This window comes from Microbacterium jepli, from assembly GCF_047237905.1.
In the GTDB taxonomy this organism is placed as follows: domain Bacteria; phylum Actinomycetota; class Actinomycetes; order Actinomycetales; family Microbacteriaceae; genus Microbacterium.
The window spans coordinates 1,570,307-1,591,827 of record NZ_JBDFLW010000005.1 but is presented as its reverse complement, the minus strand read 5'-3'; the positions used below and the strand labels follow the sequence as shown (position 1 = coordinate 1,591,827).

The 21,521-nt window shown below is 72.7% G+C and carries 13 protein-coding genes; 5 read left to right on the top strand and 8 right to left on the bottom strand.

Annotated elements, in window-relative coordinates; translation table 11 throughout:
• Positions 1-97: 97 nt before the first annotated feature.
• Both ABC304_RS11700 and ABC304_RS11695 read right to left on the bottom strand, forming a co-directional pair.
• Complete coding sequence (locus tag ABC304_RS11700; protein ID WP_412930844.1) at positions 98-3,016, bottom strand: UPF0182 family membrane protein; 2,919 nt, start codon at positions 3,014-3,016, stop codon at positions 98-100.
• A gap of 89 nt (positions 3,017-3,105) precedes the next feature.
• Complete coding sequence (locus ABC304_RS11695; RefSeq protein WP_412930842.1) at positions 3,106-4,227, bottom strand: YlbL family protein; 1,122 nt, start codon at positions 4,225-4,227, stop codon at positions 3,106-3,108.
• Positions 4,228-4,353: 126 nt separating this feature from the next.
• Here ABC304_RS11695 and ABC304_RS11690 point away from each other — a divergent pair, with 126 nt between their 5' ends.
• On the top strand, positions 4,354-5,805 hold the full coding sequence (locus ABC304_RS11690) for a zinc-dependent metalloprotease (protein WP_412930840.1): 1,452 nt from the start codon (positions 4,354-4,356) through the stop codon (positions 5,803-5,805).
• Between the two features lie 866 nt (positions 5,806-6,671).
• On the opposite strand, the gene ABC304_RS11685 is transcribed toward ABC304_RS11690, so the two are convergent.
• Together ABC304_RS11685 and nudC are read right to left on the bottom strand one after the other, a co-directional pair.
• Entirely contained in the window at positions 6,672-8,471 is a 1,800-nt protein-coding gene (locus ABC304_RS11685; RefSeq protein ID WP_412930839.1) for an ATP-dependent helicase, read from the bottom strand.
• Positions 8,468-9,385 (bottom strand): NAD(+) diphosphatase, encoded by a 918-nt coding sequence (gene nudC / locus ABC304_RS11680; protein ID WP_412930838.1) that lies wholly within the window; start codon positions 9,383-9,385, stop codon positions 8,468-8,470. The genes ABC304_RS11685 and nudC overlap by 4 nt, the downstream gene beginning before the upstream one ends.
• An 86-nt stretch (positions 9,386-9,471) precedes the next feature.
• Here nudC and ABC304_RS11675 point away from each other — a divergent pair, with 86 nt between their 5' ends.
• The gene (locus ABC304_RS11675) at positions 9,472-10,857 is read left to right on the top strand and encodes a phosphotransferase (protein ID WP_412930836.1); all 1,386 of its coding nucleotides are present in this window, start codon (positions 9,472-9,474) and stop codon (positions 10,855-10,857) included.
• A gap of 68 nt (positions 10,858-10,925) precedes the next feature.
• On the opposite strand, the gene ABC304_RS11670 is transcribed toward ABC304_RS11675, so the two are convergent.
• Both ABC304_RS11670 and ABC304_RS11665 read right to left on the bottom strand, forming a co-directional pair.
• Positions 10,926-14,243: an ATP-dependent DNA helicase gene (locus tag ABC304_RS11670; protein ID WP_412932927.1), complete on the bottom strand. Its 3,318-nt coding sequence runs from the start codon at positions 14,241-14,243 to the stop codon at positions 10,926-10,928.
• A 59-nt stretch (positions 14,244-14,302) separates the two neighbouring features.
• Positions 14,303-17,476 (bottom strand): ATP-dependent helicase, encoded by a 3,174-nt coding sequence (locus tag ABC304_RS11665; RefSeq protein WP_412930834.1) that lies wholly within the window; start codon positions 17,474-17,476, stop codon positions 14,303-14,305.
• Between the two features lie 164 nt (positions 17,477-17,640).
• Here ABC304_RS11665 and ABC304_RS11660 point away from each other — a divergent pair, with 164 nt between their 5' ends.
• Both ABC304_RS11660 and ABC304_RS11655 read left to right on the top strand, forming a co-directional pair.
• Positions 17,641-17,865, top strand: coding sequence for a DUF3107 domain-containing protein (locus tag ABC304_RS11660; RefSeq protein WP_127095797.1), 225 nt, complete (start codon positions 17,641-17,643; stop codon positions 17,863-17,865).
• 2 nt (positions 17,866-17,867) lie between these two features.
• Complete coding sequence (locus tag ABC304_RS11655; RefSeq protein WP_412930832.1) at positions 17,868-18,158, top strand: hypothetical protein; 291 nt, start codon at positions 17,868-17,870, stop codon at positions 18,156-18,158.
• Here the strand turns inward: ABC304_RS11655 and ABC304_RS11650 are convergent.
• A complete protein-coding gene (locus ABC304_RS11650; protein ID WP_412930831.1) occupies positions 18,155-18,868 on the bottom strand; it encodes a ferritin-like fold-containing protein in 714 nt (237 codons plus the stop codon). The two genes, ABC304_RS11655 and ABC304_RS11650, sit on opposite strands and share 4 nt — an antisense overlap.
• A 179-nt stretch (positions 18,869-19,047) precedes the next feature.
• Here ABC304_RS11650 and ABC304_RS11645 point away from each other — a divergent pair, with 179 nt between their 5' ends.
• Entirely contained in the window at positions 19,048-20,535 is a 1,488-nt protein-coding gene (locus tag ABC304_RS11645) for a DEAD/DEAH box helicase (RefSeq protein WP_412930829.1), read from the top strand.
• 84 nt (positions 20,536-20,619) lie between these two features.
• On the opposite strand, the gene ABC304_RS11640 is transcribed toward ABC304_RS11645, so the two are convergent.
• Positions 20,620-21,483 (bottom strand): PHP domain-containing protein, encoded by an 864-nt coding sequence (locus tag ABC304_RS11640; protein ID WP_412930827.1) that lies wholly within the window; start codon positions 21,481-21,483, stop codon positions 20,620-20,622.
• Positions 21,484-21,521: the final 38 nt, after the last annotated feature.

The window sequence follows — 21,521 nt, the reverse complement described above, 5'->3', positions numbered from 1 at the left end:
CCGGGTGACGGCGGGTCCGCCGTCGACACCCGCCCGCCGCACGAAACGAGGAGAGGGCCACGACCTCGATCGCGACCCTCTCCCTCGTTGCTGCGGCTTACTGCTCGCCGAGCTCGATGAGCTTCTGGACGGCGGCGGTCAGTCGCGCGTCAGCCTCGCCGAAGGCGGCCAGGTCGCCGGCCTGCAGGGCGGCCTGCTTGGCCTGCACGGCGGACTGCGCCTCCTGCAGGGCGGCCTGGTAGTCGTCGGCCGCCGGGGTCGTCGGCGCCGTGGACTCGCCGGGCGACGGCGTCGCCGACGGGGTGGGTGACGGCGTGCCCGTGGGTCCGGGCGACGGCGTCACTCCGCCGTCACCGGCGCTCGCACCGGAGTCACCGCCGAACAGCACGTCGAGCGCGTCGTTCAGCGTGTCCTCGAAGGCGACCTGGCTGCCGAAGGAAACCAGCACCTTCTGGAGGGTCGGGAGCTTGGTGGCACCCGAGGACTGCACGAACACGGGCTGCACGTAGAGCAGACCGCCGCCCACCGGCAGCGTGAGCAGGTTGCCGTTGAGCACGTCCGACTGGCCCTGTTTCAGGATGTTGATGAAGGCGGAGACGTTCGGATCGGCGTCGAACGTGTTCTGCACCTGGCCGGGACCGGGTACCGGAGTGTCGGCGTTCACCACCAGCATCCTCAGCTTGCCGTAGTCGGCGCTCTTCACACCGGCTTGATCGCCCGCGTTGGAGTCGACACCGAGGTAGCCCATCAGCACGTTGCGAGCCGTCGCGCCGGAGGACGACGGGATGAACGACGTGAACATCGAGTACGTCGGGGCATCCTGACCGGGCATCTGCATCGTCAGGTAGTACGGCGGCTGCAGACGGTCGTTGTTCTGCGGGTCGTTCGGGGTGGCCCACGCGTTGTCGCGCTGGTAGAACGACTGCGCGTCGTTGACGTGGTAGACGCCGAGCATCGTCCGCTGCACCTTGAACAGGTCGGTCGGGTAGCGCACGTGGCTCATCAGATCGGCCGAGATGTCGGTCATCGGCTTGATCGTCGACGGATACACCTTCTGCCAGGTCTGGAGCACCGGGTCCTGGTCGTCCCACGCGTAGAGGGTGACCTTGCCGTCGTACGCGTCGACGGTGGCCTTGACCGAGTTGCGGATGTAGTTGATGTTGTCCAGAGCGAAGCGCGGCGCCGTGTTGTTCGAGTCCGCGATGGCCTGCTGCAGGCTGACGTTCGACGAGTAAGGGTACGAGTTGCTCGTCGTGTAGCCGTCGACGACCCACACGATGCGGCCGTCCACGACCGTCGGGTACGGGTCGCTGTCGAGCTCGAGGTACGGGGCGACCTTCTGCACGCGCTCGCGCGGCGTGCGGTCGTACAGGATCTGCGACTTCTCGTTGACGTTGTCGGAGAAGAGGATCTGCTCGGACTGGAACTTCAGCGCGTAGATGAGGCGGTTGAAGACGTTGCCGACGCTCGGTCCGCCGTCGCCAGAGAACGTGGTCTTCGTCTCGGTCGCGCCGTCCTCACCGTCGGGGTAGTCGAGCTCCACAGGGGCCGTGCCCTCGGGGGCGCCGACGATCGAGTACGGCGGCGACTTCTCGCCGAAGTAGACGCGCGGCTCGAAGTCCTCCTCGTCGGAGAGGAAGCCGGATGCCGGGATGCCGCGCTCGAGGAACACCGGGTTGCCGTCGGCGGTGCGCGCGTTGCCCTTCGCCGCGACGAGGCCGTAGCCGTGCGTGTAGATGAGGGTGTTGTTCTGCCAGGACGGGGCGCCGAGCTGGTCGATGTCGAGCTCGCGGACCGCGCTGATCGTGTCCTGCGAGACGCCGTCGATCGTGTAGCGGTCGACGTCGAGGTCATCGGGGAACTGGTAGTACTGGCGGTACTGCTCGATCTGACGCACCGTCGGGCTGATGATTGCCGGGTCCATGATGCGGATCTGCGCGGTGGTCTGCGCGTCGGAGCGCAGCTGACCCTGCTCGACGTCGGTCGCGGCGGCGAAGTCGCTCTTCTCCAGCCCATCGAGGCCGTAGGCCGTCTGCGTCATGTCGATGCCGCGCTGGTAGTACTCGCTCTCCAGCGCCAGCTGGTTCGGCCGCACCTGGAAGGTGTTGACGACCCAGGGGTAGCCGGCGCCCAGCACGATGGCCGAGACGACGAGCAGCGCGGTGGCGATGAGCGGATAGCGCCAGCGGCCGATGACGGCGGTGACGAAGAAGAGCACGGCCACGAGCACGGCGACGATCGCCAGGATCGTCTGGCCGGGGATGGTCGCGTGGACGCCGACGTAGCCGGGACCGGTGATGCGGTCGCCCGGCTCGACGAGCGTCTTGAAGCGGTCGAGCCACAGGCTCGCGCCCTGCACGAGGAGGTAGAGGCCGGCGATGATCGCGAGCTGGATGCGGGCGGCCTTCGAGATGCGCAGCTCGCGCTGACCGACGCGCACCGACCCGTAGAGGTAGGAGACGACGGCCGTCACGAGCAGGCAGATCAGCAGGACGGCGGAGAGGAAGCCGAGTGCCGCGCTGTAGAACGGCATGGCGAAGAGGTAGAAGCCGGTGTCGAGCCCGAACTCCGGGTCGGTGGTGGTCGTCGCGACCCCGTTGAACCACAGCCACGTGGTCTCCCACTGGGCGGAGGCCGCGAAGCCGGCGAAGAACCCGAAGAAGACGGGGATGCCGAACATCGCCAGGCGGCGGAGCGGTTCGACGACCTCCTGGTACCGGTCGAGCTGCGAGCTCAGCCGCGCGTAGACGGGCCGGAGCCGGTAGGCCAGCTGTATGGCGAGCCAGACGGGGACCGCCATGCCGATGAAGCCGACGAGGAACATGACCACCCGGGCGATCCACTGCGTGGTCAGCACCGACTGGAAGCCCAGCTGGGCGAACCACAGCCAGTCGGCGTAGAGGTTCGCGAAGACGAAGAACGCCACGACCAGCGCGGCGATGATCGCGAGGGAGATCGCGATGATTCTTCGGGAACGATTCGGGGCGGCCGGGCGGGTGGCGGTCGACGATGTCACCGTCTCATCCTAGGTCGCGCATGTTGAGGGAACGCCGAGCGTCTGCCTCACGAACTCGCAGGTTCAGCGCCGTCCTGCGGCGCCCGCGATCAGGAGCCGCAGGTGGGCAGCGCATCGAGGTCGCCGCCGTCGCGGATGGTCTGCAACACGGTCAGCGAGTCGTCGAGCTTCGAGACGGAGAAGACGCGCAGACCGTCGGGCACGTGCCCGACGACCTCGTCGCAGTTCGCGGCGGGAGCGAGGAACCACGTGGCCCCCGCGTCCTTGGCGCCGTACAGCTTCTGCCGGATGCCGCCGATGGGCCCGACGGTGCCGTCGGCGGTGATCGTGCCGGTGCCGGCGATCCGCTGGCCGCCCGTCAGATCGTCGGGCGTCAGGGTGTCGATGATCCCGAGGGCGAACATCATGCCGGCGCTCGGGCCGCCCACGTTGTTCAGCTGGATGCTGACGTCGATCGGGAAGTCGTAGTCGGCCATGAGGCTCACACCGACGCGCCACACGCTCTGCCCCTGCTCCTCGACCTCGCGCGGCGTGACGGTGACGTCCTGCGTCGCGCCGTCCCTCTCGATCTCGAGCCGGATCGGCGCGTCCTGACCGGCGGTGACGATCTCACGGAGGGCCGCGGCATCCGTCACCGGCTGACCGTCTGCCGTCTCGACGACGTCGCCCTGCTGCAGGATGCCCTGCGCGGCGGAGTCGTCGGTGAGGCCGACGACCGTGACCTTGGTGCCGATGTCGTAGCCGAGCTCGGTGAGGGCGGCCGCGGTGGCCTCCTTCTGCGAGTCGACCATCATCGTCGCGCTCTCCTGATTGCGCTGGTCGGTGGTCTCGCCGGCGGGGAAGACGGAATCCAGCGGCACGACGGCGCGCGAGGGATCGAACCAGGCGGTCGCCAGCTCGAACCACGACGGCGTGCGCTCCCGATTGCCCACCACCTGCACGGTGAGGAGGTCGAGCGATCCGTCGGTGGGGTAGGTCTCCGCTCCGTCGACGGAGATCAGCGGCACCTGCGACCCGTCGGCCGATGCCGCGGAGCCGAGAGTGTCGTAGACCGGACCGGGCTGCTGGATGACGTACGAGGTCGGCAGGAACGTGAGGATCAGCAGCACGACCAGCGCCACCAGCAGCGCCCAGACCCCCGCCTGGGAGCGACGGCTGCGGCGCCGCCGCGGTGCAGGCGCGATCGTCACGTTCTCGTCGAACAGCGTCACGAGAGCCCTTTCCTCGACTGGTCGTTCGCGACCGGCGTACGTCGAGGGGGTCTCGGCCGGGGACTGCGATGATCCGTGCGACTAGCGTAGAACGCGAGTTCAGGACCCGGCTGAAAGGCGGCTGAAGTGGCGGACGATGATCGCAGCCCGGAGGAAGAGTTCCAGGAGCTGATGAGACAGCTCCTCGGTGGAGCAGGTGGAGCCGGCGGTGAGCTCGACGCCGAGGCCCTGTCGCGGCTGTCGGGCATGCAGGTCGACCCCGCCATGATGCAGGCCATCATGCGCCAGATGCAGAGCGCCTTCTCGAGCACCGACGCGGAGGGCATCTCCTGGGACGCGGCCAAGACGCAGGCGCTGCACATCGCCAATCAGGACGGTCAGGCCATCTCCTCCGGGCAGCGCGCCGACCTCGACCAGGCGTTCACGCTCGCGACCCTCTGGCTGAGCGAGGCGACGGCGATCTCCGACCTCTCCGTCCCCCCGCGCACGATCACGCGCGGCGCCTGGGTCGAGCAGACCCTGCCGGTCTGGCAGGAGCTGGCGGAGCCCGTCGCGACGAGCATCGCCGACGCGCTGACGGCCACACTGAGCGAGCAGGCACCCGACGAGATGCAGGGCCTCATCCAGGGCGCCGGGCGGCTGATGCGCACCATCGGCGGCTCGCTCTTCGCCACGCAGCTCGGCCAGGTCATCGGACGACTCTCGACGGAGGTCGTGAGCGGCGGCGACGTGGGCATCCCCGTGATGCCGGCCGGCGAGGCGGCGATCCTTCCGCAGAACTTCGCGGACTTCGGGCGCGACCTCGGCATCCCCGACGATCAGCTCGCGCTGTACGTCGCGACGCGCGAGCTCGCCCACGCGCGGCTGTTCCGCCACGCGAAGTGGCTGCGCCTGCAGGTCATGTCGCAGGTCGGCGACTTCGCCCGCGGCATCCACATCGACACCGGCGCCCTCGAAGACCTCGCGTCGCGCTTCGACCCCTCCCAGCCGGCGGAGCTGCGGCAGGCGCTCGAGAGCGGCGCGCTCATCCCCGCGAAGTCGGAGGCGCAGGAGCTCGCGCTCGCGCGTCTCGAGCACCTGCTGGCCACCATCGAGGGATGGGTCGATGTGGTGACGGATGCCGCGACCTCGCGTCTTCCGACGTCCGGCGCCATCGGCGAGGCCGTGCGTCGCCGCCGCGCGGTGGGCGGCCCGGCCGAGCAGGCCCTCGGCTCGCTCGTCGGCCTGGAACTGCGCCCCCGCCGCATGCGCGAGGCCGCCGCCATGTGGCGCGCGGTGACCGACGCCGTCGGCATCGCGGCCCGGGACGCCCTATGGGACTATCCCGACCTCATGCCCGAGCCCGCCGACATCGACGACCCCGCCGGCCTCATCGCGCGACTGCAGGCGCGGGCGCGCGGCGAGGAGCCGGCTCCCGACGAGTTCGACGACGCCTTGGCCCGGCTGCTCGCCGGCGAGGAGCCGCAGGACCCCTCGGTCGCCGAGGGCGGCGGCGACGACCTGGACGCCGAGCTCGAGGACCTCGACGACGACCCTCGTCGCGACGACGACGGTCCGGAGGATCCCCGTCCAGTCTGAGCGCCCGCTTCGCCGTCCGGGCGGAGGAGTGCGCCCGGACGGTCGATGCGCCCGCTGAGGCTCGTGAGGCGCCGTTCCTCCCCACCGACGTTCCGCGTGCCCGCTCCGTGCGAGCTGTGGACGACGGCCGCGGAGCAGGAGTCGCCTCCTCCATGATCGGGGGATGCTGCGACTCGATCCCGCGCACCCGCCGCTCTGGCGGAGCGCCACCTCCCTGCAGTTCGGGCTGGACGCGGTCGCCCGGCTGGAAGCCCCGGAGCCCTGGCAGGAGCGGCTGGTCCGGCAGCTCGAGCACGGCCTTCCGGAGCCGGCATTCGACGGCACCGTCGTCGGTCTGGGCGGGACGGTGCCCGAGGCTCGCGAACTGCTGCGGATGCTGGCGCCCGCCCTCTCCCCCGACGCGCGGCCGCTGCGGCCGCAGGCCGTGCTCGACGTGCCCGACGGGCCGGACGCCTTCGACGCGGCGACGGCCCGGTCTTTCGCGACGGCGCTGCGGGCTGCGGGCCGGATCCCCCTGTCGTCATCCGCCGGCGACGAGACGCCCGTCGTCCTCCTCGCCTGCCACGCGGTCGATCCCCGCCGCACCGCGCGGCTGATGAGCCGCGACATCCCCCACCTGCCGGTCGTCTTCACCGCCGACCGGGTGGAGGTCGGGCCCCTCGTCGTCCCCGGTCGCTCCGCCTGCCTCACCTGTGTGCAGCTGCGCGAGCGCGACGACGACGCCGACTGGCCGCACATCTTCGCTCAGCTGCTGGGACGCCGTGCCGTCCCTGCGCGCGAGGACCTGGCGATCGAGGCGGGCCTGCTCGCCGCCGGCCTGCTCGATGCGGCGCTCACGACCGGCGACCACGACGCCGTCGGCGCGCTCAGCGCGAGCGGGGAGCCGACGATGCCGCCGGGGCGCTCCGTGCGGGTGCGCGCCGGCTCCCTCCGCCGCCGCTGGCGCGCCCATCGGCCGCACGCAGAGTGCCGTTGCCGATCTCTCGCAGGAAGCGCGACGGCGTCCGCTCCCGCTGTCCGACCGACCGCGACCACGACAGCGAGAGCGAGCGCCCGGCGCGCGTGATGCCGACGTAGGCCAGCCGGCGCTCCTCGTCGATCTGCTCGAAGGTCGTCGCGTAGGAGATCGGCAGGAAGCCCTCGCTCAGCCCGAGGAGATGCACATGATCCCATTCGAGGCCTTTGGCTGCGTGCAGGGTGGCGAGGGTGACGGTGCGCAGGGCCGGCTCGTGCTGCGACTTCGCCCGCGCGATGAGGTCGTCCGTGAAGGCGCGCAGACTCGTGCCGGGCGCGGCCTCCTCCGCCAGGCAGAGGAGGGCCGCGCGCGCCTCCCAGGCGTCGCGGAGGGCACCGCCCGCCGGCGGCGGCTCGTCGGTCATGCCGAGGGAGCGCAACACATCGCGCACGCTGTCGACGAGGCCGTGCTCCTGCGCGGCGACCGAGGCGCCGCGCAGGGCCATGAGCGCCTGACGCACCTCGGGCACCTCGAAGAACCGGCGGCCGCCCAGCACGGTCGCCGCGACGCCCCGCTCGGCCAGCGCGCGCAGGATCTCCGGCGACTGGGCGTGAGCCCGGTACAGCACGGCGATGCTGCGCGGATCGACGCCGGCCGAGATGCGCGCGGCGATCGCCCCGGCGACGCCCGCCGCCTCCGCGGCATCGTCCGGATAGGCGGTCACGGTCGGCACCGGCGACTCGCCGGCGGCGGAGGTTCCGGACCGCGCGGCCGGTCGTCGGTCCGGGGCCGGCCGGAGCTCCAGCGCGCCGGGTCGATCGCGCATCAGCTCGTTCGCGACGGCGAGCACCGCGGCATCCGATCGGTAGTTGGTCTCGAGGCGCACGACCGTGGCGTCGGGGTGACGCGCCGGGAACTCGAGCAGGAAGCGCGCGTCGGCGCCGGCGAAGGAGTAAATAGTCTGGCTCGCATCGCCGACGACGCAGAGGTCGCGCCGCTCGCCGACCCAGAGTTGCAGGAGGCGGTGCTGGAGGGGCGAGACGTCCTGGAACTCGTCGACGGTGAAGTGCCGATACTGCTCGCGCACCGCCTCGGCGACGCGCGGCTCCGCCTCGAGCATGCCGGCGCAGGCCAGCAGCACGTCCTCGAAGTCGAGCTGGCGACGCTCGTCCTTGAGCTTCTCGTACGCGCGCTGCAGATCCGCCACGCGCGACACGTCGTATCTGCCCACACCGCCGGGACGAGCCGCCGCCCACGCGTCGATGCTGCGCAGCGTCACCTTGCGCCACTCGATCTCGCTCGCGATGTCGCGGAGGGTCGCCTTGTCGGCGTCGATGCCCACGCCGTCGGCGGCATGGGCGAGCAGACGCACCTTGTTGTCGACGATGGCCGGCGCACTGTCACCGGCGAGCGTCGGCCAGAAGAAGTTCAGCTGCGCGAGTGCCGCGGCGTGGAAGGTGCGCGCGGAGACGCCCTCCACCCCCAGCGCGCGCAGCCGGCCGCGCATCTCGCCCGCCGCCTTCGCGGTGAACGTCACGGCCATGACCCGCCCGGGCGAGTACGCGCCGGTGTCGACGCCGTGCGCGATGCGGTGCGTGATGACGCGCGTCTTGCCGGTGCCGGCGCCGGCCAGCACCAGCACCGGGCCGCGCAGGGTGGCGGCGGCCTCGCGCTGCCGCTCGTCGAGTCCGTCGAGGGCGTCGCCGATCATCCGGCCGCCGTGTGCCAGTCCGCGATCAGCCGTCGCGCGATGGAGGCGGGCCCGGGCAGCAGCACGCCGCCCTCGCCGGCCAGCCCGGCGCCGATCTCGTCGCGCGTGAACCAGCGGACGGCGACGATCTCCTCGCCGTCCGGACGCGCGGCGTCCTCGTCGGCCGCCGTCGCGTGGAAGCCGAGCATGAGCGAGCGCGGGTAGGGCCAGGCCTGCGAGCCGCGATAGCGCACGTCCACCAGGTCGACGCCGGCCTCCTCGGAGACCTCGCGCGCGACGGTGGACTCGAGCGACTCCCCCGCCTCGGCGAAGCCCGCGAAGCACGAGAAGCGCTCCCCGCCCCACATCGCATTCGCGCCGAGCAGAAGACGGTCGGGATGCTGCGACCCGCCCACCGCGACGATGACCGCCGGATCGGTGCGGGGGAAGTGCTCGCGCCCGCAGTGCGGGCACTTCCGAGACCATCCGCCGTTGCGCAGCTCGGTGCGGGTGCCGCAGAACGGGCAGAACGCGGCATCCAGCAGCCACCGGCCGAGGCTCAGCGCCTCCACGAACAGGCCGGAGTCCGTCGCATCGAGGTCGCCGCCGACGGCGCGCAGGGCACCCCACCCGGCGGGTGCCGTGATCGGCGGGGTCTGCTCGGGGACGGAGGGGAAGACCGCGGCGAGCACGCCCGCGCGGCGCGCGTCGCGCCCGAGGAACGCCCACTCGGCGCCGCCCGGCACCTCGTCCGCGGAGACGAGGTGCAGTCCGCCCTCGTCGCGGAGCGGCGCCGCATCGCCCTGGAGGACGAGCACGCGCGTGCCGGCGTCGGAGCGCAGCGTCTCGACCAGACCTTCGGTGCGACGCTCGTCGGCGGACCGGTCGATGCCGGCGGCGGTGGGGAACGGCTCGAAGGAACGGGGACCCGGCATCTAGGACCTTCCAGAACGGGTCGACACGGTCGACAAGACGGGCGTGGCGCCGTGGCGCTGGAGCGGACCCGACCTACCCTGGGCACATGGCACGCTCACCTCTCACTTTAGCCGCGTCCGTGACCTCGGCTCTGCCCCGTGCGGGGGTGGTCGGGGTGGCCATCCTGACCGAGAGGGCGGCCGGTCGCTACGACACCGCGGTGGCGGATCTCGACGACGGACGCCGCGTCGTGGTGCGCGCCCCCGCCGACTCCGAGGGCGTCGCCGAGCTCACCGCCGAGGCCCGCGCGCTGCGCGCGCTCACTCCGGGCGTGCGCGGCCTCCTCCCCTTCCGCGCCCCCGAGCTCCTCGGCGAGACGGGCATCGGCGACACGCCCGCCGTCGTCGTCGACTTCCTCCCCGGGTACCGCGTCGACGCGGCTCACCTCCCCCCGGGGCGCGGTGCCGCCACCTCCATCGGCGAGGCGCTCGCGGCCCTCCATGCCCTCCCCCTCTCGATCGTCCGCACTGAAGGCCTGCCCGTGCGCACGCCCGCCCAGGTGCGCGACGACGTCTCCCGGCTGCTCGATCGCGCGGAGTCGACGCACCGCCTGCCGATTCCGCTCATCGTGCGCTGGCGTCGCGCGGTGGCCGCCGAGACCCTGTGGCGCTTCGAGTCGGCGGTCGTGCTGGGCGGTGCCGGTGCGGCATCCTTCCTCTTCGAAGATGCCGAGAGCGGCGCACCGACCGTCACGGGCGTGCTCGACTGGCATGGACTCTCGGTCGGCGACCCCGCGACCGACCTGCAGTGGCTCGCCTCCGCGCCGACCGCCGCCGAGGACGTGTACGCCGCGTACTCGGCGCGCAGCTCGCGGGCCCCCGATGCGCTCGTCCGTGAGCGCGCGCGGCTGTACGCCGAGCTCGAGTTCGCGAAGTGGCTCGTGCACGGCTTCGACTCCGGCCGCGACGACGTGGTCGACGACGCCGTGGGTCTCCTCGAGTCGCTCGCGCAGGGCGTAGCCGGGGAAGACCTGGTGTCCGACGACGAGCTCGACGTCGACGACGCGATCGCGCTCCTCGGCCGCACGCCCGACGCCGCTCCCCCCGCCGACATCGACACGTCGATGCAGACCGACGCCTACGACCCGGCGATGCTCTCGCTGTTCCTCGCGGACGATGAGGAGGCCGCCGGCCGCGACGACAGCCGTACGGGCGAGGTCCGCCGCGCGGCACCCGAGGTTCTCACCTCGTCGCCCGAGGGCGCTCCGGCGTACCGCGAGGCGCCGACCGCCCTGGCGAGCCCGCCCCGCAGGGGCGCGACGGATGCCGCGGCCCCCGCGCCCGCGGACGACCTGGCCACCGCCCCCATCGACATCTCGGCCCTGGTGCGGCCCGCCGACGACGACCCCGAGGCGGACGCGGGTCGCTCCGCAGAGGCCGCCCTGCGGCACTGGACCGATCAGGCCGAGCGCGGCGAGGGCGGCACGCGCTGACCCGCCGACCCGCCGACCCGCTGACCCGCTGACCCGCTGACCCGCTGACCCGCTGACCGCGAGTCTGCTCAGCCGCGCAGGACGAGGTCGTGCGCGACGTAGTACAGCGCCACGTCGATCTCCTCCTCCGGGATGCCGTGCTTCTGCGCGTACGCCAGCCGGTAGAGCTCGAGCTGCAGCATCCGCTCGTCCTTCTCGGCGTCGGATGCCGGTGGCCGGCCCGTCTTCCAGTCGACGATCTCGATGCGGCCGCCGCGGTCGTCCCGTCGGTACACCGCGTCGAGCTTGCAGATGACGACGTGCGGCACGCCGTCGAGGCCGGAGTGCGCGAAGTCGATCTCGGTCTCCACCTCGATCGGCTGGAGGATCGCCCACTCCGAGCCCTCGAAGTTCTGCTGGAGGCGGGACAGGTCGGCCGCATCCTCCGCGGCGGCCGCCGACGCCGACGTCTCCTCGTCGCTCTCCCACAGGCCGTCGTCGAGGGAGCCGCTCGTGCCGACGGAGCCGGAGCGCGCCTCCACCCACGCGTGGAAGAGCGTGCCGAGCCGCGTCTGGCGGAAGGGGCGCTCGGGCAGCGGGCGGGCCAGCCGGGCCACCGTGCCCTCGTAGTCGGTGACGAACTCCTTGTAGCGCGAGGCGGGGATGCGCGTGGGGGCGGCGCCTGTCGCAGGCGCCGCTCGCCCCGCCCGCTCGGCCAGGAGGAGCTGCACGTCCGCATCGGGCTCGACACGTTCGCGCTCCAGCGCCCGCTGCACCTCGTCGGCGGCGCGCAGCACGCGCTCGCGCCGCTCGCCGAGCGGATCGATGGGCCATTCGAGCGTGCGCCGCTCCCCCAGGTAGGGATCGTCCCCCGGGTCGTCGTCGGGAAGCTCGACCTCGAGCGCCTCCGCCATCTCGGCGAGGAACGCGCTCCGCTCGCGCGGCTTCTTCGTGCCCGACCAGCTCGCGCCGCTGAGCAGCAGGTGATCGCGCGCGCGGGTCACGGCCACGTAGGCGAGGCGTCGGTCCTCCTCGAGCTGGCGGGCGCGGTTGGCCGCCACGAACGTCTCGAGCGCCTCCTTGAGGTCCTGCTGGGTCGGCGCATCGTGGGCCTCCCAGCGGAAGGCGGGAAGCCACGCGCTGTCGCCGCGGAATGCGTACGGCAGCACTCCGAACCCCAACCACGCCTTCGTGTCGCGGGCCGCCGAGGGCAGCTCGTCCTTCACGAGGCGCACGACGGCCACGGCGTCCCACTCCAGGCCCTTGGAGCCGTGGATCGTCAGCAGCTGCACGACGTCGTCCTCGGGCGGCTCCGTGCGCGGGGCGAATTCGTCGAGCTGCTCGGCGTGGTCGAGCCAGGCCAGGAGACTCGACAGGGAGCCGCTCTCGTCGGCGGCCAGGAAGCCGTGCAGCTCGTCGACGAAGGCGCGCAGCTGCGCGGACGCGATGCGCGCCGGCCCTCGCGCCTCATTGGCGGCCAGCTCGATGTCAAGCCGCAGCTCGAGCTCGATGAGCCGCACAAGCTCGGGCACCGGCATCCCGGCGGCCTGCCGAAGGCCGGCGAAGACGGATGCCGCGTCCCGCAGCCGTTCGCGGGCGCCCGGGGTGAACTCCTCGAGCCAGCCGTGGTCGCCGCGGTGCTGCAGCACGAAGTCGAGGGCGTCGACCAGTGACCCCTGGTCTTCCCCCGCCCCCGCCCTGACCTGCTCGGCCACGTCGGGGGCGAGCGGCTGGAGAGCGGCGTCGTGGCGGGCGATGCGGCGCGCGAGCTGGGCCAGCACGCGCAGGTCGGCGAGGCCGATGCTCCAGCGTGGCCCGGCGAGCAGACGGATCAGTGCCGAACCGGCGGACGGGTCGACCATCACCCGCAGGGCCGAGACCACGTCGACCACCTCGGGCGTGGACAGCAGCCCGCCGAGGCCGAGGATGCGGTGCGGGATGCCGCGACGACCCAGCGCGTCCCCGAAGCGCACCATGTGCTTCTTGTTGCGGAACAGCACGGCGCCCGACGTGGGCCGCCCCTGCGCGGCGCGGCCGCCGCGGACGCGGTGGAACCAGTCGGCCACCCGATCCGCCTCAGTGTCGATGTCGGCCTCGAACACCACCTCGACATCGCCCGCCGGAGCGCCCGGACGCGACCGCAGCTCCTCGACCGGCACCGGCGCGGACGCGGCCAGCGGAGCCAGCACGGCGTTGGCGGCATCCAGCACGCGGGAGCTGTTGCGCCAGCTCGTGGCGAGGGCGAACCGAGCGCACACGGCGCCGGGGGCGAAGGCGGCGGGGAAGCCGCCGAGGTTTCCGGCGCTCGCCCCCCGCCAGCCGTAGATGGCCTGATGGGGATCTCCGACCGCCATCACGCCGGTTCCGCCGAACAGCGTCGCGAGCAGGTCGGTCTGCACGACCGACGTGTCCTGGTACTCGTCCAGCAGCACCACGCGGTAGCGGGCGCGGAGCTCGTCGACGACGGCCCGGTGCGAGCGGACGATGCGCATCGCGCCGGCGACCTGGTCGGAGAAGTCCAGCACGCCGAGGCGCTGCTTCTCGGCGGCGTACTGACGCGCGAGCCCCGCCAGGAGCTGCAGGGCGGTGACGTTGTCGGCCGCCGTGGCGATGTCGGCGTAGACGACCGTCGCGCGCCGCGTCGAAGGTCGCTCGCGGACGTCGGCGAAGCGCTCGGGGAACGCCTCGAGCTCGTCGAGGTCGACGAGATTGTCGACGCTGTCGCGGGCGATGCGCAGCGCGCCGTCGATGATGGAGCGCAGGGCCTCCTGCCGCTCCTCCAGGCGGGGATCGTCGGAACCGAACACCACGCGCCGCATGAGGAGCCAGGCCGCCGACTCGGAGAGGATCGCCGCCTCCGCGTCCCAGCCGATCCGCACCGCGTGCTCCCGCACGATCGCGTCGGCGAAGCTGTTGTAGGTCGAGACCGTCGGACGGTGCAGCAGGGCGTCGTCGCCCGCGTCCACGGCCACCGCGCCGGCTCGTTCCGCCAGCTCCGTCATCGCGGCCCCGCGCGCGGCGTCGGGCGCGCCTTCCCGCTCCAGCCGGCCGAAGACATCGAGGAGTCCCTCGCGGTGCAGTGCAGGAAGGGCGGGCAGGAGTCCGCGACGCTCGAATTCCGACAGCCGCGCGAGACGCTTCTGGATGCGTTCGGCCAGTTCGCCCGCGGCTTTGCGGGTGAACGTGAGTCCGAGCACCTCGTCGCGGCGCACGATCCCGTTCGCGACGAGCCACACCACACGGGCGGCCATCGTCTCGGTCTTGCCGCTGCCGGCGCCGGCCACGACGAGTGCGGGGGCCAGCGGCGCCTCGATCACGGCGGTCTGCTCGACCGTGGGCGGGAACTGGCCGAGAGCGGCGGCGATCACGGCCGCCGAGAGCGTCGGCGGCGCAGCATCCGTCCGCATCGATGTGTCCGCCGCGGGAGCACTCGTCGCCTCCGCCGTCGCGACGCTCCACCGCTCGCTCACGAGGCGCTCACCGCCGAGATGGTGTGGATGCGGCACAGGCCGTAGGAGTGGTCGTCGCGGCAGTGCTCTTCGAACGGCGCGCGGAAGCGGAGGCCGCGCATGACGGTCACCGCGTCCTGCACGCGCCTGAGGAACGCGTCACGGCGCTCGGGGTCGAACGGCGGCTGGTGCGGGATGACGTAGTCCTTCGACGCGGCGGTCGGGCGCAGCACGAGGAGCGCCGCGCCCGCGGGCGGGAGCCCCGCCGCCTCGGGGATCGCGCCGGACTCGAACGCCAGCTGATACGCCGCGAGCTGCGGGTTGTCGACCACCTTGGCGTCGGTCTGCGGCTCGCGCTTGCCCGTCTTGAGATCGAGGATGAGCACGGTGCCCTCGGGGGTCAGCTCGACGCGGTCGATGTAGCCCGACAGGACGACGCCGTGCGCGTGGTCCTCCGCGCCCTCGACCGCGATCGGCACCTCGAAATGCGGCTCCGCGCCGATGAGCGTGCCCCCGGCGTGCTCGAACCGGCGCAGGTAGAGGTGCAGGCGGCGCACCAGGTCGCGCGCCCGAGCCTGCTCGGCACGGTCGCGCCACGGCGCCTCGAAGGTCAGCTGTCCCCAGCGCGTTTCGACTTCGCGCCACAGCGACTCCTCGTCGGAGCCCGCGGCGTGCTCGAGCGCCGCGTGGATGATGGTGCCGATGCCCGCGGTCGTGTTGCCCGGGTCGCCGCCGAGGTCGCCGATGACCCAGTTCAGCTCGCACTCCTCGAGGGCGTGCAGGCGCGACGGCGAGACCCGGACGTCTTCACGGTCGAGGTCGCGCAGCGGCGCCGCCGAGGTGGGCTCGGCGACGCCGTACCAGTCGAGCGGATGCGCGCCCGGGACCGCGGCGTCGCTGAGCAGCGCGAGCTGAGACGCCGCGCGCTCCCTCAGCCGCACCGCCGATGACGGGTCGGTGAGGGTGCGACGATGCCGTGCGACCGTGCCGCGCAGCGAGAGCGGGTGCTCCATGTCCCTGCCGGCGGACTCCGCCGTCGGGAGGAGCTCGAAGAAGGGACTCGGCCCTGTGTCGTCGTCGTCCACCGCCGTGACGATGAGCTGAGCCCGGGCGCGGGAGACGGCGCGCGCGAGGAGACGCAGCTCGTCGTGCATCGCCGCGCGGCGGCGGTCGAGCACACCCGGGGCGGGCGCGTCGGCCCGCACCGCGGCATCCGCGAGCCGCCACGTCTCCAGCAGGCTGCCGCGCAGGCGGGTGTTGGGCCAGACGCCGTCCTGCACGCCGGCCACCACGACCGTGTCGAACTCGGTGCCCAGGGCGCCGGCGGGCGTGAGGATGCGGACGGACTGCTGCGGCGGAGGGGCGGACAGGCGATCCTCCGCGACATCGGAGTCGAGCAGACCGCGGACGAACACGCGCGGATCGGCGTCGGTGCCGCGTTCCACGAACCGCTTGGCCGATTCGAAGAGCGCCACGACGGCGTCGAGGTCGCGGTGCGCCTGCTCGGCCAGCGGGCCGGAGCCGCCGGCGGCCTCGACGAGCGGCCGCTGCAGGCGGCACTCCTCCCACGCCGTCCAGAGGAGCTCGTGCGCCGTGGCGCCCTCGGCCGCCCGGCGGGCGACGAGCCCGAGCGCCCGCGCCGTGCGGGCGGCCCGCCGCGCCTCCCGCGTGTCGATCAGGTCGAACTCGAGCGGCTGGGCCATGGCGGAGGCCATGAGTTCGCGTCCCGGGCGCTCCCCGCCGGCGGCGAGCTCGGCATGGCGCAGAGCCGTGCGCAGACGCCGCACCTCGATGGGATCCATGCCACCGCAGGTGCCCAGGAGGGCGTCGGTGAGCTCGTCGGGCGTCCACGTCGCGGCGTCGCGCATGCCGATCTCGACGAGACGGAGGAGGTCGCGCGCCGGCCGGAGCGCGCCGAGCTCGCGCCCCGGTCCGCTGGCGCGCGCCGGCACCTCGCGCGCGGTGAGCTCCGCCTCCAGGGCCGACACCTGCCGGGTGTCGTGCGCGATCACGGCGCACTGCGACCACGGCACGCCGTCGCGGACGTGGCGCTCGCGCAGCAGGCGCGCGATGACGTCGTACTCCTCGGAGGCCGAGCGCAGCGCCAGCGCACGGACGGTGGCGTCGGCCGGAGCGCCCGACGGCGGTCGCCGGTGCGACACGAGTCCGACCGCACCGATCCGCTGCGTCACCTCGCGGAGCAGGTCGGCCTGCGCGGTCGTGCCGCGGTGGCTGACGGGCAGCACATGGACGGCGCCGAGCGCGCGCGTCACGCGGGCGAAGTTCTCCGGCGTCGCGCCGCGGAACGCCCCCGCGCCCACGTCGGGGTCGCCGAAGGCCATCACCGCGGCTCCCCGCGCCGCGCAGGCCTCGATGAGCTCGACGCCCCCGAGCGTGAGCTCCTGCGCGTCGTCCACGAGCACCACGCGCAGCCGGTCGAACGCGGCGACGACGGGCGAGCCGGCCGGTGCGTGGCGGAGCAGCCCGAGCGCCTCGCGCACGAGGCCCGCGGCGTCGCGGTGCGCGCCGCGCATGTCGGCCCGCACCTGGAGGTATTCCTCGGCGAACGACGCCAAAGACACCCACGCGGGCAGATCGAGGGACTCCCCGAGCGCGCGCAGCCGCCCCGGTTCGATGCCGAGCGTGGTGCACTCGGCGAGGAAGGCGCGCAGGTCGCCGCGGAATCCCCGCGTCGAGCGGATCGAGGCGCCGAGCCAGTCCGGCCACCGGCTCGCGCCGCCCGCCGCCTCGTCGTCGGCATCGCCGGACAAGAGGTCCTGCAGGATCTGATCCTCATCGCCGCCGGTCAGCAGCTGCGGCGGTTCACTGCCCGCGTGCACCTCCGCACCGCGCACGAGCTGGAACGCGAACGACGCCACCGACCGCGCCAGCGGACCCGACGTCGCCCGGCCCACCGCCAGCGCCAGCCGGTCGCGCAGCGCCGTCGCCGTCTGCCGGGAGGGGGTCAGCACCAGCACCGCGTCGGGGTCGACACCCGACGCCACGAGCTCTGCCACGCGAGCGACCAGGGTGCGCGTCTTCCCCGTGCCGGGAGCGCCGACCACGACCCCCGAGGCGGAGGCGGGCAGCGTGATGACGGCGTGCTGCGCCTCGTCGTGGACGACTCCGGATGCTGCGGCCACCGGCATCCGTCGCTCCGCCTCGTGACGTTCCGCGACGGTCTCCCCCATGCCCGCAACGCTATCCGCACCCGACGACACCGCCGTTCGCCGAGAGCGTGCGCGACCCGCGCCGGGGCGGTGAGACGGTGTCATAGAGTTGGTCTGCGCCGGGGATCCCGGGCCACCGGGGAACGCCCCGCAGGCCCGCCCCGCAAGGGAAAGGCAGTTCATCCGTGGAGATCCGCATCGGCATCGCACAGACCGGCCGCGAGCTCAGCTTCGAGACCAACGAGGCCGCCGCCGACGTGAAGAAGTCCGTCGCCGACGCCCTCGACGCGGCCGCCACGCACGTGAGCTTCACCGACGCCAAGGGCAACTCGTACATCGTCCCCACCGCGGGACTGGCCTACATCGAGATCGGCACGGAGGAGTCCCGCCGCATCGGCTTCGTCGCCTGACTGTGGACATCCTCCTCGCCTTCATCGTGGGCGCGGCGCTCGGCATCGCCGCCCACTTCGCGGCCCCGCACCGCGCGACGCGGGGCACCGCGGTCGGGCCCGTGCTGGGTGCGATCGTCGGCGGGGCCGTGTGGGCGGCCTTCACCTGGAGCGGCGTCACCACGGAGAACCCGCTCATCTGGCTGGTCTCGTTCGCCCTGCCGTTCGTCGTGACGTACCCGGTGCTGGCCCTCCTCGGCCGCGCCCGTGTGAAGCACGACGCGAGCGAGCGCGTGCGCCTCAAGATCTCCTAGGCGGCGAGCCCCATCGCGTCCATGCGACGCGAATGAGCGGACATCAGCTCGGTGAAGACGGGCTCCACCTTCTTCTCCTCGGCCGCGGCCAGGGTCGCGGGGCGCAGCGCCGCCCGCGCGATCAGCAGCGTGTCGCCGACGAGTCGGCGCCCCCACAGCGCGAGGAGAGAGCGCCACTGCTCGTCGCTGGAGATCGTCTCGCCGATGATGTCGACGATCGCCTGGCGGTCGTCGTCTCCGCGGAGGATCTTCGCGACGCGGTCGCCGGTCTCGCCGTAGCTGGCGGACAGCGCCAGGTAGAAGTCGTCCAGCATCCCGGCCGTGATGTGTACGGAGAGCATCGTCTCCTGCGGGCGCACGCCGTGGGTCGCGCGGCGGAACGCGTCGAGCGGCTCGCGGAACGGCAGCATCAGCGCCGTCGGATCGTCGCCGCGGGCACGGATGAGCGCGACCAGCTCCTCGTGCTTCGTGAGGGCGGCGCCGGCCGCCCGAGAGAGCGACTCCTTCTGCGCGAGCTCGGGCGTCGAGGCGATCAGCTCGCTGAGCGTCTCGAAGTAGCCGAGCTGCAGGTAGGCGGCCTGCCCCAGGAAGGTGTCGATCTCGGGCGCGAGCTCCTCGAAGTCCACGCGGGTGGTGTCGCTCATCTCGCCGCGGGAGCGCAGCGTGAGCACACGACCCTGCGGGCGTCGCTGCCAGAACCAGGTGACCACGCGGCCAGCCTACTGGCGGGCCCGGCCACGCCGTGGCATCCCGAACCGGGCCATCGCGGCCTCCTCCGGTATCCTGGACCGGTCCCGGCATCGGATCGGGGCCCCTGCGCCTGTGGATGAGTGAAGGGCGTGGACCTCTCACCCCGGCGGAGATCTCACCGCCAGACAGGCAGAACATCGTGACGACCTTCGCCGAGCTCGGCGTCGATCAGGACATCGTGGATGTCCTCGCGGCCAAGGGCATCGTGGATGCCTTCCCCATCCAGGAGCAGACCATCCCGCTGGGCCTCCCCGGCCAGGACATTATCGGACAGGCCAAGACCGGAACCGGAAAGACGTTCGGCTTCGGCATCCCCGTCGTCCAGCGCCTCGGACCCGAGCCCGCCCCCGGCGTGAAGGCGCTCATCGTCGTCCCGACGCGCGAGCTGTGCGTGCAGGTCTACGAGGACATCGACATGCTCACCTCCGGTCGCGCGACCAGCGTCGTCGCCATCTACGGCGGCAAGGCCTACGAGGGTCAGATCGACCAGCTCAAGGCCGGCGCGCAGATCGTCGTGGGCACCCCCGGTCGCCTCATCGACCTCAACAACCAGCGTCTCCTCGACCTCTCGAACGCCACCGAGGTCGTGCTCGACGAGGCCGACAAGATGCTCGACCTGGGCTTCCTGCCCGACATCGAGAAGATCTTCTCGAAGGTGCCCGCCGTCCGTCACACGCAGCTGTTCTCGGCGACGATGCCCGGTCCGATCGTCGCGCTCGCGCGCCGGTTCATGACCAACCCGATCCACATCCGCGCGACCGACCCCGACGAAGGGCTCACGCAGGCGAACATCAAGCACCTCGTCTACCGCGCGCACTCGCTCGACAAGGACGAGGTCATCGCCCGCATCCTCCAGTCCGAGGGTCGCGGCAAGACGGTCATCTTCACGCGCACCAAGCGCGCCGCGCAGAAGCTCTCCGACGAGCTCAGCGACCGCGGCTTCAACACCGCCTCCGTGCACGGCGACATGAGCCAGGAGGCGCGCGAGCGCTCGATGGCCGCCTTCAAGGCCGGCAAGAAGGACGTGCTGATCGCGACCGACGTCGCGGCGCGCGGCATCGACGTGGACGACGTCACCCACGTCATCAACCACACGATCCCCGACGACGAGAAGACCTACCTGCACCGCGCCGGCCGCACCGGCCGCGCCGGCAAGACCGGCATCGCGGTGACGTTCGTCGACTGGGACGACCTGCACAAGTGGGCGCTCATCAACCGCGCCCTCGAGTTCGGCCAGCCCGAGCCCGTCGAGACCTACTCCTCGAGCCCGCACCTCTTCGAGGATCTCGACATCCCCGTCGGCACCAAGGGACGCCTCGTGACGGCCCCGCGGACGCAGACCGTGACGACCCAGGATGCCGCACCGGCACGCTCCTCGGATCGTTCCTCCGAGCGCTCGGGCGACCGCCCGCCCCGCCGTCGCCGTCGGGGAGAGTCCTCGACCGGCGCTGCGGCGCCGGCCACCTCGGCGCCCGTGGTGCCCGCTGAGCACGGCTCGGACGACGGCAACGACGGCGCCGGCACGCACGACGGCGGCGGATCGCAGCACCACGACGGCAACGCGGCTCCCCGTCGCCGTCGTCGTCGTCGCGGCGGCTCGGGCGGTGGTGCTCCCGCGGGAGCCTGACGCCAGAAGGTGTCCGTCGCCCCGGATCCGCGCACGCGGGTCCGGGGCTTCCGTCACCGGCGGGGGCCCGGTGAGGGCCTCCGCCTACCCGTAGACCGGCGCCGAGCCCGTCCCGCGGTCGATGATGCGCGCCACCATGTCGTCGGCGGTCGTGTTCTCGCCGGGGAGGTTCGGTTTGCCGGCCCCGTGGTAGTCGCTCGAGCCCGTGACGATCAGGTCGCGGTCCCGGCTGAGGCGGCGCAGGATCTTCACGCCCGACGCGCGGTTCTCGCGATGATCGAGCTCGAAACCCGCGAGGCCCGCGTCGAGCAGGCGCTCCAGCAACGGCATCGGCAGCACGCCGGCGCGCCCCGCCGGGTGCGCGATGATCGGCACGCCGCCGGCGCCGACCACCAGCTCGACGGCGGTCACCGGATCGGGCGAGAAGAGCGGCACGTAGTAGTCGCCGCCGGCCCTCAGGATGCCGCCGAACGCCTCGGTGCGGTCGTGCACCAGGCCGCGGGCGATGAGCGCGTCGGCGATGTGCGGCCTCCCCACGGTCGCTCCGTCCTGGGTCTGGTCGACGATGTCCTCCCACGTCAGGTCGTAGTCGCGCCCGATGAGGTCCGCCATCCGGCGGGCACGGTCGAGGCGCGACGCGCGGATGCGGTCGGTCATGGTCCGCAGGTGGGGATTGTCCGGGTCGACGAGATACGCGAGGACATGGATGCTGCGCCACTCGTGCTCGGCCGACAGCTCCATCCCGGGCAGGAACGTCATGCCGAGCGACCGGGCCGCCTCGGCCGCCTCCGCCCAGCCGGACGTCGTGTCGTGGTCGGTCAGGGCGGCCGTCCGCAGGCCGTGCCGGTGAGCCGCGGCCATGACGTCGCCGGCGGACTCGGTGCCGTCGGAGTGCACGGAATGCAGGTGCAGGTCGCTCGGCCCATGGAAACGAGGCGAAGACGGCATCCTCGAAGCGTATCGCTCCCCCTCGTGGACGGCGCCCG